The organism is Buttiauxella sp. AC142 (assembly GCF_979253435.1).
Map to the genome: position 1 here is coordinate 1918562 of NZ_CEEDCH010000001.1, position 12941 is coordinate 1931502.

13 protein-coding genes are annotated in these 12941 nt (G+C 51.8%); 6 read left to right on the top strand and 7 right to left on the bottom strand.

What is annotated here, in order from left to right; genetic code table 11:
• Positions 1–6: 6 nt before the first annotated feature.
• The gene (gene pntB, locus AC0IWZ_RS08820; RefSeq protein WP_034495055.1) at positions 7–1395 is read left to right on the top strand and encodes a Re/Si-specific NAD(P)(+) transhydrogenase subunit beta; all 1389 of its coding nucleotides are present in this window, start codon (positions 7–9) and stop codon (positions 1393–1395) included.
• A 303-nt stretch (positions 1396–1698) separates the two neighbouring features.
• Positions 1699–1848 carry a Hok/Gef family protein gene (locus AC0IWZ_RS08825; RefSeq protein WP_072011160.1) on the top strand — a complete coding sequence of 50 codons (150 nt, stop codon included), beginning with the start codon at positions 1699–1701 and terminating at the stop codon, positions 1846–1848.
• Between the two features lie 136 nt (positions 1849–1984).
• On the opposite strand, the gene uspE is transcribed toward AC0IWZ_RS08825, so the two are convergent.
• The 6 genes from uspE to AC0IWZ_RS08855 all read right to left on the bottom strand — a co-directional run bounded on the left by uspE (position 1985) and on the right by AC0IWZ_RS08855 (position 8873).
• Positions 1985–2935, bottom strand: coding sequence for a universal stress protein UspE (gene uspE / locus AC0IWZ_RS08830; RefSeq protein WP_115628918.1), 951 nt, complete (start codon positions 2933–2935; stop codon positions 1985–1987).
• A 136-nt stretch (positions 2936–3071) separates the two neighbouring features.
• Positions 3072–3824 carry a fumarate/nitrate reduction transcriptional regulator Fnr gene (gene fnr, locus AC0IWZ_RS08835; protein WP_034495059.1) on the bottom strand — a complete coding sequence of 251 codons (753 nt, stop codon included), beginning with the start codon at positions 3822–3824 and terminating at the stop codon, positions 3072–3074.
• A gap of 196 nt (positions 3825–4020) precedes the next feature.
• Positions 4021–4536, bottom strand: coding sequence for a methylated-DNA--[protein]-cysteine S-methyltransferase (gene ogt, locus AC0IWZ_RS08840; protein WP_034495060.1), 516 nt, complete (start codon positions 4534–4536; stop codon positions 4021–4023).
• Between the two features lie 16 nt (positions 4537–4552).
• Entirely contained in the window at positions 4553–6076 is a 1524-nt protein-coding gene (gene abgT / locus AC0IWZ_RS08845) for a p-aminobenzoyl-glutamate transporter (RefSeq protein ID WP_034495062.1), read from the bottom strand.
• A gap of 41 nt (positions 6077–6117) precedes the next feature.
• On the bottom strand, positions 6118–7563 hold the full coding sequence (locus AC0IWZ_RS08850) for a M20 family metallopeptidase (RefSeq protein ID WP_471677565.1): 1446 nt from the start codon (positions 7561–7563) through the stop codon (positions 6118–6120).
• Entirely contained in the window at positions 7563–8873 is a 1311-nt protein-coding gene (locus AC0IWZ_RS08855; protein WP_471677564.1) for a M20 family metallo-hydrolase, read from the bottom strand. Before AC0IWZ_RS08855 ends, AC0IWZ_RS08850 begins: the two co-directional genes overlap by 1 nt.
• A 175-nt stretch (positions 8874–9048) precedes the next feature.
• Here AC0IWZ_RS08855 and AC0IWZ_RS08860 point away from each other — a divergent pair, with 175 nt between their 5' ends.
• Both AC0IWZ_RS08860 and smrA read left to right on the top strand, forming a co-directional pair.
• Complete coding sequence (locus tag AC0IWZ_RS08860; RefSeq protein ID WP_034495067.1) at positions 9049–9945, top strand: LysR family transcriptional regulator; 897 nt, start codon at positions 9049–9051, stop codon at positions 9943–9945.
• Positions 9946–10012: 67 nt separating this feature from the next.
• The gene (smrA, locus tag AC0IWZ_RS08865) at positions 10013–10576 is read left to right on the top strand and encodes a DNA endonuclease SmrA (protein ID WP_471677563.1); all 564 of its coding nucleotides are present in this window, start codon (positions 10013–10015) and stop codon (positions 10574–10576) included.
• A 33-nt stretch (positions 10577–10609) separates the two neighbouring features.
• On the opposite strand, the gene AC0IWZ_RS08870 is transcribed toward smrA, so the two are convergent.
• Positions 10610–11416, bottom strand: coding sequence for an IclR family transcriptional regulator domain-containing protein (locus tag AC0IWZ_RS08870; RefSeq protein WP_471680492.1), 807 nt, complete (start codon positions 11414–11416; stop codon positions 10610–10612).
• Between the two features lie 172 nt (positions 11417–11588).
• Between AC0IWZ_RS08870 and AC0IWZ_RS08875 the strand changes: the two genes are divergently transcribed.
• Positions 11589–12272 carry a 3-oxoacid CoA-transferase subunit A gene (locus AC0IWZ_RS08875; RefSeq protein ID WP_034495072.1) on the top strand — a complete coding sequence of 228 codons (684 nt, stop codon included), beginning with the start codon at positions 11589–11591 and terminating at the stop codon, positions 12270–12272.
• 10 nt (positions 12273–12282) lie between these two features.
• Positions 12283–12939 (top strand): 3-oxoacid CoA-transferase subunit B, encoded by a 657-nt coding sequence (locus AC0IWZ_RS08880; protein WP_471677561.1) that lies wholly within the window; start codon positions 12283–12285, stop codon positions 12937–12939.
• Positions 12940–12941 lie beyond the last annotated feature (2 nt).

The window sequence follows — 12941 nt, forward strand, 5'->3', positions numbered from 1 at the left end:
TAACACATGTCTGGTGGATTAGTTACAGCAGCATACATTGTTGCCGCAATTCTGTTTATTTTCAGCCTGGCAGGGCTGTCAAAACACGAAACATCTAAACAAGGTAACTTGTTCGGCATGGCGGGTATGGCTATCGCGTTAGTCGCGACCATTTTCGGGCCTGAAACCGGCAATGTTGTCTGGATTATTGTCGCAATGGTAATTGGTGGTGCCATCGGTATTCACCTTGCGAAGAAAGTTGAAATGACCGAAATGCCGGAGCTGGTGGCAATTCTGCACAGCTTCGTGGGTCTGGCGGCGGTTCTGGTAGGCTTCAACAGCTATCTGGATCATGCGCCGGGTCTTGAGCCGGTGATGGAAAACATCCATTTAACGGAAGTGTTCCTCGGTATCTTCATCGGTGCGGTGACCTTCACAGGTTCCATCGTGGCATTTGGCAAACTGCGCGGTAAAATCTCATCTAAGCCGTTGATGTTGCCAAACCGCCATAAACTGAATCTGGCGGCAATCGTGGTTTCCTTCGCGATGCTGATCATCTTCGTGCGTACCGAAAGCGTTGGCTTGCAGGTTCTGGCGTTGTTGGTGATGACTATCATCGCGCTGGTTATCGGCTGGCACCTGGTGGCATCGATTGGCGGCGCAGACATGCCGGTTGTCGTTTCCATGCTGAACTCCTACTCCGGTTGGGCAGCGGCAGCGGCGGGCTTTATGCTCAGCAACGACCTGCTGATCGTCACCGGTGCGTTGGTGGGTTCTTCTGGTGCAATCCTGTCTTACATCATGTGTAAAGCGATGAACCGCTCCTTTATCAGCGTGATCGCTGGTGGCTTCGGTACCGACGGTTCCTCTACGGGTGACGACGAAGAAGCAGGCGAACATCGTGAAATCACGGCGGAAGACACTGCGGATATGCTGAAAAACTCGACCTCGGTGATCATCACTCCGGGGTATGGTATGGCGGTGGCGCAGGCACAATATCCGGTAGCTGAAATTACCGAAAAACTTCGTGCGCGTGGCATCAAGGTTCGTTTTGGTATTCACCCGGTTGCAGGGCGTTTGCCAGGCCACATGAACGTTTTGCTGGCAGAAGCGCGTGTGCCTTATGATGTCGTTCTGGAAATGGACGAAATCAACGATGACTTCGCTGATACTGATACCGTTCTGGTTATCGGTGCGAATGACACCGTAAACCCGGCAGCGCTCGAAGATCCTCGCAGCCCAATCGCGGGTATGCCAGTGCTGGAAGTGTGGAAAGCGCAGAACGTTATTGTGTTCAAGCGTTCTATGAACACCGGTTACGCAGGTGTGCAGAATCCGCTGTTCTTTAAAGAGAACACTCAGATGCTGTTTGGCGATGCCAAGGCGAGTGTGGAAGCGATTCTTAAAGCGCTGTAGTTGTTCGCTAAGATTGCGAGCCGTTTCCAAAACCGCTTCTCGGGGCGGTTTTTTTACGTCTGAACATCAATGACGTGAATGCAATATTACATTTAACCCACTGAATCTATAGAAAAATAATGTATGCGAGAGACAGGGCGAAGAGTAAAGTATAGCCGGGTGCTGAAGCTGTAGGCTTCGATCCCAATGGTGAAAAGCAGACAGAAAAAAGCCCCGAGTTAGTTAAACCAACCCGAGGCCCTCTCATGCTAGACACCATGATAGTAGCCTCTTCATTTTGTGTTTGCAACGCAGGAGGCGAAGATGTCGTCAAAGAACAGGTTGTTCAGCGTAATAGTTATCTGTTTGACAATTCTCATGATTATTTTTCTGTTGAGGGATTCACTGTGTGAATTCCACTATCGAAAAGGAGGCATGGAAGTGGCGGCATCATTAGCCTGCATCAGGCCGTAAGCACTAAATTTCAGAGGACAGTGGCGGGAGTTTTTCCCGCCACTCATGGAAATCTGGCATTAGGTTCAGCACTCCACCCAAAAAAAAGCCCGTTCATGAATTTGAACGGGCTTTTCTTTACTACATGGACGACAAATCAATCGTCTTCGTCGTCATCCAGTTCTACTGGTGTTTGATATTCATCAGGCTTGATGACCAACAAATCGCAGCGCAGATGGTCGATAACTTGTTCGGCAGTGTTACCGAGGAACGCGGCGGATAGGCCAGTACGGCCCACCGTACCAAGTACCACAATACCGGCCTGCAAATGCTCGGCGAGATCGGGAATAACCTCTTCAGGTAATCCTTTTTCAACGTGAGTCATTTTTTCATCGATACCAAATTTTTGACGTAACGCTTTCATCGCAACCAGGTGTTGGCCGCGAATCGCATCGTTATAAACGCTTGGGTCAAAATCAGGAAGTTCGATGGCGATATTAATCGGGGTGACAGGGTAGGCGCCGACCAGGTGAACTTCGGTGTGGTTAACATCGTCGGCCAGGCGAATAGTCTCTTTAACCAGTTTTTCATTCAGAGCGTTATGGTACTGCTCTTCACTTGCCAGGTTAACGGCAACAATAGCTCGACCGCCTTCAGGCCACGGTTTTTCATTAACCATCCACACAGGGCATGGGCATTTACGCAGCAGATGCCAGTCGGTTGGAGTGAAAATAACCGCTTCAAGTTTGTCATGTTGGTGCGTCATTTTGAGCACTAAGTCGTGATCGCTGCCGATCACTTCCTGAATAATCGCCTCGAACGGACGGTTATGCCAAACCACTTTAATTTCAATCGGTACGCCCGAGTCGATGTAATACTGGGCTTGTTCTTTAATCCAGGCCGCACGTTGGCTAATCACACCTTTGCGCATAGCGGTGCGTTCATCTGGCGACAGAAGGGTGGTCATTTCGTAGGAAAAATCATAGATGGGCAGAAAAGCTTTGATCCTGCCACCAATCCGTTGATGCAAATAAACAGCACGCCGCAGGGCGGGTTGATCGTCCTGATTAGGATCTATCGCGACTAGCATGTTTTGATACTTTGCCATACAGGTCTCCTTACAACTGCTTAACCACAGTCTGTTTATTAAGACTAACCTATATGTGATGAATGAAACAGGTGATAAGCCATTGCCGGATCAATAAACGACTAAAATTTAGTGATCCGGCACAGGTAAAGAGAAATCAGGCAACGTTACGCGATTGACCCGCGAGTTGAGAAAGAATATCAATATTCTCGATAGTGATGTACTTACCTTTCACCGCTAACATACCGCTTTTCTGGAAACGACCGAGCAGACGGCTGATGGTCTCCACAGTCAGACCCAGATAGTTACCGATATCGCCACGCGTCATGGTCAGACGGAACTCGCGAGGCGAGAAACCGCGCTGGGCAAAGCGACGTGAAAGATTATAGATAAATGCGGCCAAGCGCTCTTCTGCATTCTTTTTGGAAAGCAGCAGAATCATATCCTGATCGCCCTTAATTTCGCCGCTCATCAAACGCATCATCTGCTGGCGCAGGTTGGGCATTTTACCGGACAAATCATCAAGCGTTTCGAATGGAATTTCGCAGACCATGGACGTTTCGAGCGCTTGCGCGAAACTTGGGTGCATCCCGGTACCGATGGCATCAAAGCCCACCAAATCACCCGCTAAATGGAAACCGGTAATTTGCTCATCACCTTGCTCAGTAATGGTATAGCTTTTAATGGTCCCTGAACGAATAGCGTACAGCGACTTCAGCTCATCACCTGCTTTAAACAGGGTCTGTCCCTTCTGAATAGGCTTTTTACGCTCAATAATATTATCAAGCTGATCAAGCTCATGCTCGTTAAGCGTGAAGGGGATGCATAACTGGCTGATGCTGCAATCCTGGCAATGGATAGCACAACCGCCAGACTGAATGCGTCGAATAATTCGCTTTTCAGGGATCATAGATATGCTCGGCGTTATTGATATTGGTCAATTTTAACATCTTTTTCTTGAGCACGTAAGTATGATGAATGCCCATTCAGAATTTAACAAACAATAACGCCAGGGTTATAGAGCTATCCTATTGAAATTACTGGAGCTGTATATTAATGCGTATTATTCCACGAAGAATTAAGAATAAAATTCTGCAATGTAGAAACTACAGCAGCAAATATCCTTCGTGACGCAATAACCATTCTTTACGTCCTACGCCACCCGCATAGCCTGTCATCGTGCCGTTGCGCCCAATAACACGGTGGCATGGAACCACCACGCTCACCGGATTTGAACCATTCGCGGCACCGACTGCACGTGCAGCACCCGGTCTGCCAAGTTGGTCCGCTAATTGCCCGTAATGCATCACCTGCCCGCAAGGGATAGAGCGCAAGGTTTGCCACACTTCACGCTGGAAGGGGGTTCCCGCCGTGGCGGTAGGGAGCGTTTCAATCACGGCCAGATCACCGTCAAAATAATCGCGTAGCTTGTCACTTAACCCGTCAGGATTTGCGCAAGCCACGCGCTGATAGCCGCCAGCACCGTAATGAAGACCCAACAACTGCACCATTCTGTCGCTATGTTCTTCCCATTCCACTGCCCGCAAATGGTACTGCTCATCGCAAATTATCCATAACGGCCCTAATGGGGTAACGATCTTGTCTTCCAGCAGTGTCAGCATTCTTCGCTCCGGTTAATTAGAGATGCGGGTAAACTCCCGGCCCTATAGGCAAGCCAACAAGATACCACGCCACCAGTAGCAGCAACCAGACACCCAAAAAGATGAGGGGGTAAGGTAATACTAAGGAGTAATAGGTCCCTAATTTAGCGTCAGGTTTATAGCGTTGCAGGAAGCCTAAGAATAAGGGAATAAACGGTGACACCGGTGCCAGGGGGATCACGGAAGAATCTGCCACACGGAACAGAATTTGCGCGAAAGCGGGGTGGAAACCCAGCAGCATAAACATCGGCACAAAAATCGGTGCCAGAATCGACCAGATGGCCGAGCCGCTGGCAATAAACATACAGAGGAATGACGAAAGCAATGCCAGGCCGAGGAACGCGGGGATACCGTTCAGCCCGGAGCCTTCCAGCACATCGGTAAGTCCGACGGCCATAAACTTGCCCATATTGCTCCAGTTGAACATCGCCACAAATTGCGCCAACGGGAACACCATCACGATAAAACCGGCCATTTCCTTCATCGGTTCAATCATCAGTTGCGGCAAATCGGCCTGCTTGCGTATTTTCTTCGTGGCGATGCCATAGGCCAGGGAGATGACGAAGAAGAACAGAATAATCAGCGGCACAATTCCGCTAATAAATGGCGACGGAATAATCGTGCCTTTTACCGGGTCACGCAGTAAGCCGTTTTCTGGCACCAGCAGCAAAGCGATAACCGCAATAAACAGCAGCGACACAATGCCGGTAACACGCAAACCAAAGCGCTGAACATCATCAAGCTGTTGCAGCTTTTCTTTGTTTTCGCCTTGCCAGGTACCCAGACGCGGCTCGACGATTTTATCGGTAATCAGCCCGCCAACAATCGACAGCACAATCACAGACGTCGCCATAAAGTACCAGTTATCAATCACGCTAACGTGCATCAGCGGGTCGATGGTGTGTGCCGCTTCGGTACTGATCCCCGAAAGCAACACATCGGTCGTCACAATCAGTAAATTCGCCGTAAAACCACAGCCGACACCCGCAATCGCTGCCAGCAAACCGGCTACCGGATGGCGACCCACGGCGAGGAAAATCAACGCGCCCATCGGCGGCATGATAACCAACGCCGCGTCAGACGATATATGGCTAAAGAAAGCGATAAACAGCACCATATAGCTGGCATAACGCGCACTCACATGCGAGGCCATTTTCACCATCAAACTCGGTAACAACCCAACGCGTTCGGCCAGACCTGCACCTAAAACCAGCGCCAGAATGGCCCCTAATGGCGCGAATCCGCTGAAGTTTTTAATCACGTTAGGCAAAAACCAGTGCACCCCTTCGGCGCTCAACAGGTTTTTGACCTGCACCAGGCTGCCGTCCGCAGGGTTACGAACGCTGACGTTAAACGCAGAAAGCACGGCGGTGCTCACGGACAAAACAACAATCAAATACACGAACAGCAAAAAAGGATGGGGCACTTTATTGCCAATTTTTTCTACCAGTCCGTACAGCTTGCCAGAGCCGGAAGGGGTCGGTAAGGATGAAAGACTCATGGGCGGGCCTCGATCAGTTATGAAGTTGTGTTTTTATTAGATTATTTTAAAGGTGACGGTGTCACACCTGCTGGGATCGGGCACTGGTACGGGCGTTCGGCGAGTTGTGCGTGCAACTCACTTTGGCAAGCTTCCAGCGTCTGTGGACTGATAAATAATTGCAGCGCGGTCGCCGCCATGACTTTGCCTGCGTGCAACATTCCTTTATGCGCGATTGAGGTGCGCCCCTGGCTCACCAATTGCCAGGTGTGCAGCGGGGTTCCCACGGTAAAGCACGGGCTAAAACATTGTGCGACCGGCACTTTCCAGCTCACATCACCCACATCCGTTGAACCAGGCAGGATTTTGTCATTTGGGGCGTATGGCGCAATTTCGTTAATCAGCAACGTTTCACGATGACGACGCGCAAAGGCTTTTCCCTCTTCATTGGAGGTATTGGCAATATTATTTAAGCTATTTTGCAGGTCGTTTTCAGTCAGCGTGGCGCGGATTTTTTTAGCAAATGCGAGCTCTTCTTCGCTCCATTGCGGCACACCAAGCGCCTGTAACGCCTCATACATCACGCTTTCAAGGTGGCGATTGGGCAGGTAATTCGAACAGGCTTTATCAAAGCGCACATTCACCGTGGTTTCCGTCATCAGCGCTGCGCCTTCGGCAATTTTATTGATGCGCTCGAAAATATGCTGTGCCTGCGCCATTTCCGGGGCGCGAATCAAATACAGCACCTCGGCTTGCGCCTGCACCACGTTTGGCGAAATCCCGCCGGTATTAGTGATGGCGTAATGCACACGGGCTTTTTCAATGATGTGCTCGTTGAGGAAGTTGCTGCCGGTGGTCATCAGCGTGACGGCATCTAACGCACTGCGGCCAAGGTGTGGTGAATTTGCGGCATGTGCCGCAATTCCGTGGAAGCGATAAGCCACCTGAATATTGGCCAGTGAACTGGTGCTAAACATTCCGGCGTACGCTTCCGGGTGCCAGGTGACGGCAGCGTCAACATCGTCAAATAAGCCTTCGCGCACCATAAACGTTTTGCCGGAACCGCCTTCCTCGCCTGGGCAGCCATAGAAACGCACGGTGCCGCCAGAGCCATATTGTTCAAGCCAGTTTTTCACCGCTACCGCGCCAGCAAAGGCCGCTGTACCCAGCAAATTGTGGCCGCAGCCGTGGCCGTTAGCATCTTCAACCAGCGGCTCGGGTGACGCTTCGCCAGAACACTGGCTTAATCCCGCGAGCGCATCGTATTCACCGAGCAGCGCGATAACAGGTTTGCCCGAACCGAAACTCGCCACAAATGCGGTTTCGATATTCCCTGCATTGCGTTCGACGCTAAAACCTTCTGCCTCCAGCGCGCAAGCCAGACGTTCCGCAGACCAGTGCTCTTCAAAACGGGTTTCTGGATGATCCCAGATATCATCTGCAATGGCGGTAAACTCGCCACGCTTCGCTTCAATAGCGTCATCAACAAACTGATAAATTGAACGCATTACACACCTCGCTGCCAGGGAAAATTAAGAACGAGGCGCGCCATAGTGCTGACGGCAACTTCCATCACTTTTTCATCAAAATCAAACTTCTCGTTATGATGTCCGGCGCTCAATTCGGTGCCGAATACCATATAAGACGCTTTACCGCCTTGTTCCTGCACGCGAGCCATCATCAACGTCGCATCTTCTGAACCGGCGGCCCCTTTCACTGTATCGACCACTTCCGTTACGCCGTGGACTTCAAGCGCCTGTTGATGGATAAACGCCACCCATTCTGGCGATGGCACGCTGCTGGTTGCCGCGCCCATCAGCTTCACTTGCGCTTCAATGCCATACATCGTCGCCGTGCCGCGAATAATTTCCTGCGCCCGGTCAAACACATAGTCGTTGATAACATTGGTTTCGCCACGGGTTTCAACTTTCAACAAAGCCGATGCCGGAACCACATTGCGCCCGCTACCTGCCTGCAATACGCCCACATTGACGCGTGATGCACCTGCGCTGTGCGGAGCAATACCGTGCAACGCCAGCGCGGTTTGGGCGGCGGCGAGCAGGGCGTTACGACCTTCTTCTGGCTTACCGCCCGCGTGTGCGGCGACGCCAGTGAACTGCACATCAAACTTAGTGGTCGCCATAAAGTTATCGCTGCCGCACACCACGGTGCCGGAAGGGACGCCAGTGCCAATATGAATCGCTGTAAAGTAGTCGATGTTATCGAGCGCACCCGCTGCAACCATGGCGCGAGCGCCACGAGTCCCTTCTTCGGCGGGCTGGAAAATGAGTTTGATTGTGCCGTTGAGCTGGTCTGCAAACTGTTGCAACACGCTGGCAAGGCCGAGGCCAATGGCGGTGTGCCCGTCGTGGCCGCAGGCATGCATCATTCCTTCGTTACACGAGGCAAAACCTTCGGCAAACGGGCGATGTGCCGGTTGCAACATCTCACCTAAATCCAGCGCGTCCATGTCCACGCGAAACGCGAACGTTGGGCCTGGGCGACCGGTTTCCAGCGTGGCGACAATCCCGGTAAATCCGCCGGAAAAATGCGTCAGCCATTGCGGTAATGCGCCTTGTTCCAGCGCACGTTGTTCCTCGCGTGCCAGCACGTCTGGCGATGGCAGCCCCATGCGTGCTGCGCCATCCACCACATCCCGGCCTAACGCCAGCTGATAACCTAATTGATGCAGCGTTTCGGCAACGAGGGTGGCGGTGCGAAATTCCAGCCAGCCGGACTCGGCGAAATGGTGAAAATCGCGCCGCCAGTGCTGCATGCGCGGTGCCAGTTCATGTACAGCCAGTTCAATTTGCGTCATAAAACATCCCGTATAAGCATCTTCTGTGATCAACTTCACGCTGTGATAGTTTTTACTTATCGCTCAGCGAAATTTGGTAGTTTTCGCCGTCATGGGATTACCCTGGCACAAGAGTTTCAATTACAGTAGATGCTAAAATCTTTCGTCTGATAGCTATTGGTTATCAGGAGGCAATGTGACCTTCCAGGTTAAGCTCCACCAGATTCGTGCGTTTGTGGCTGTGACGCAAAATGGCAGCATTCGCGGAGCCAGTCGGGCGTTAAATCTTTCTCAACCCGCGCTCACAAAAGCGATAAAAGAATTAGAAGAAGGGTTATCGGCACGTTTGTTTATCCGGCGCAGCCAGGGCGTGGCGTTGACCGAATGCGGGGAAAGTTTTTACCAGCATGCTCAATTAATTCTCGAAGAGTTACGCGCCGCGCAGGAAGATATTTTGCAGCGTCAGGGGCAACTGGCAGGGCAAATCAATATCGGTCTGGGAGCGAGTGTTTCCCGCACGCTGATGCCGCCGGTTATCACCGCGTTTCATCAAAAACACCCGAAAGTAAAAGTACGAATTATGGAAGGACAACTGGTGTCGATGATCAACTCGCTGCGCCAGGGCGAGCTGGATTTCACCATCAACACCTATTATCAAGGCCCGTATGACCAGGAATTTACCTTTGAACGGCTGTTCGAAAAACCCTTCGCGGTATTTGCTCGCGAAGGCCATCCAGCGATTGGCGCGACATCATTAAAAGAACTGCTGCACTATGACTGGACGCTGCCCACGCCACGCGGCAGCTATTACAAACAACTGGAAGAAGTGTTTCAAAAGCGCTCAGAAATTCCCAATATCAGCGTCTTCTGTGAAACGTTTTCTGCCTGCATTAGCCTTATCGCGCAAAGTGATTTCCTCAGTATCCTGCCCGCCGAATTAGGCCACGACCCGTTGCTGGCACACAGTTTAAAACAGATAAATATTACTGAAACGTTGCCGCAAGCCACCTACTATTTGATTCAGCGACGTGATGTGACTCAGGCACCGTTAACCACGGCGCTTATCAATCAATTTCGTCGCGAGTGCCGTTAATCCGGCATTGAGCCACGGCACATCGGCAGCTATAGTGACTTCAGAATCGAGCCTGGAGGATTTGCACATGAACCTTGACGAAAAATCGCTGTTTCTCGATGCGATGGAAGACGTGAAACCGCTGAAAGATTGCAACAGCAGCCAGTGGTTGAAACCGGTCAAAGAGAAGGTCGTGCAAAAAACCGACACCCTTCAGTTGGATAACTTCCTGACCACCGGTTTTCTGGAAATTATTCCACTCAACACCTTGCTTGAATTCAAGCGAGAAGGGCTGCAAAACGGCGTGCTGGATAAACTTCGACTGGGTAAATACAAACAGGAGGCGAGTTTAAACCTGATTCGCCAGCCGGTTGAACAGTGCCGTCAGTTGCTTTTTGCCTATATTCAGGAAGCCAAAAAAGACGGCCTGCGTAATTTGCTGATCGTTCATGGCAAAGGCCGTGAAGATAAATCCCACGCCAATATTGTGCGCAGTTACGTTGCGCGTTGGCTGGCGGAGTTTGACGAAGTTCAGGCGTTTTGCAGCGCGATGCCGCACCATGGCGGCAGCGGGGCATGCTATGTGGCGCTTAAAAAATCCGACCAGGCCAAAGTCGAAAACTGGGAACGCCACGCAAAACGCAGCCGCTAAGTGATGTATCGCCATCCGACACTGCCCCCAACATCACGACTTCAACAACAACGACAACTCTTGCGCCGCTTCCTGCAACTTCGGCAATACGCGGCTGCGCAACTCCTGCGCGGAAACCTGGCCTGCATGAACACCGACGTTTAACGCGGCAACCACCGTACCTTCCGGGTTAACCAACGGTACGGCGATAGAACGTAATCCCATCTCCAGTTCCTGGTCATTGAGCGCGTAGCCTTGCTGGCGCACGCGCTTTAGCTCCTCACGCAATTTGCTCACCGAATCCACCGTCTGCGGCGTGTAGCGAATCATCGTTATGCGAGCCAGGAAATCATTCAGCTGTTCTTCCGGCAAATAACTCAGCAACACGCGCCCCATCGACGTTGACCATGCGGGCAATCGGCTGCCGATATCCAAATCAATCGTCATGATGCGCGAGCTGGAAGCGCGGGCGATATACAGAATATTGTCGCCATCAAGTGTGGCAATCGAGCAGGATTCGTTGAGCATTTCACTCAAATGCTTGAGCACCGGCTGCGTCGATTTTGCCAGGGGAGTAGAAGCCAGATAAGCATGACCGAGGGACAAAATTCGCGGGCGAAGTTGGTAGTTTTTGCCATCATCCGCGTAGACAAAACCGAGCTTGCTCAGGGTATACAAACAGCGACGCACCGCTGCCCGGGGGATCCCCGTTTTCTGGCTGATTTGTGAAATAGAGAGCTGCCTGCGCTGCGGGGTAAACGCCTGGATAACCTCAAGCCCACGCGCCAGTGACGCCATAAAATTGGGGTCGCCCTTAAACGGATCGACTTCCGCCGTTAACTCATCACGTTGAATTTCCATCTCGTTCTCCTCAAATTTTCGCCGTTGATCACAGTCTGAAAACAAAGATACATGATGTTCGATAATCGCACCATATTTCGATTATCGCCCTTGACCAGCTTCGTTAAGCGGGTCACATTTTGTTCAAGAAACGCAATCTTGTGCGAATAACGCACCCTCAGGGAGAACCGTGATGATCAACAAAAGTGTGGCGACGCTGGAAGCGGCAGTCGCCGGAATTTTCGACGGCGCCACCATCATGATTGGTGGTTTTGGCACCGCCGGGCAGCCCACCCATCTTATTGATGCGCTCATTGCTCAAGGCGCAACTGACCTGACGATTATTAATAACAACGCGGGCAACGGTGAAGTGGGCCTGGCTGCACTTCTGAAAGCCGGGCGGGTGCGCAAAATGATTTGTTCATTCCCTCGCCAGGTGGATTCACAGATTTTTGACGACCTATATCGTCGCGGAAAAGTTGAGCTGGAACTGGTGCCGCAAGGCAACCTGGCCGCGCGTATTCAGGCGGCGGGTTCTGGATTAGGTGCCGTATTTACGCCAACCGGTTTTGGAACGCCGCTCGCGCAAGGTAAAGAAACCCGTGAAATTGACGGGCGTCAGTACGTCCTCGAATACCCGCTGAAAGCTGATTTTGCCTTGATCAAAGCGTATGAAGGCGACCGTTGGGGAAATCTGGTGTACCGCAAAGCGGCGCGTAACTTCGGGCCAATCATGGCGACAGCCGCCACCGAAACTATCGCGGAGGTGAGCCGAATTGTTCCGTTAGGCGCACTGGACCCGGAAAACATCGTCACCCCTGGGATTTTCGTCAAGCGCCTGGTGGCGGTCGAAAGTGCCCTGGCACAAAGCGCATAAGGAGCTTGATGTGAAAAAACTAACCCGCGATGAAATGGCGCAGCGTGTGGCTCGCGATATCCCCGAAGGCGCTTACGTTAACCTCGGTATCGGATTACCAACACGCATTGCCAACTACCTTCCGGCCGATAAAGAAATCTTCCTGCACAGTGAAAACGGTTTGCTAGGCATGGGGCCAAAACCCGCGGAAGGCGAAGAAGATCCTGAGCTTATCAACGCCGGGAAAGAGTTCGTCACGTTGCTGACCGGTGGCTGCTTTTTCCACCACGGCGACTCGTTTGCCATGATGCGCGGTGGCCATCTCGATATCTGTGTTCTTGGTGCCTACCAGGTGTCAGCCCAGGGCGACCTGGCAAACTGGAGCACCGGCGCGCCGGATGCCATTCCCGCTGTCGGCGGGGCGATGGATCTTGCGATTGGCGCCCGCCAGGTGTTTGTGATGATGGATCATTTAACCCGCGACGGTGAGTGCAAGTTGGTGGAAACCTGCACTTATCCGCTCACCGGAATCGGCTGCGTCAGCCGTATTTATACCGACCTCGCGGTGATTGATATCACCGAAAAAGGCCCGGTGGTGCGCGAGATCTTCAATGGCCTCTCTTTTGAAGAATTACAACGTATTACCCCGGTCGCACTTGGCTTCGAACAACTGGCAGAAAGCGCGTAAGG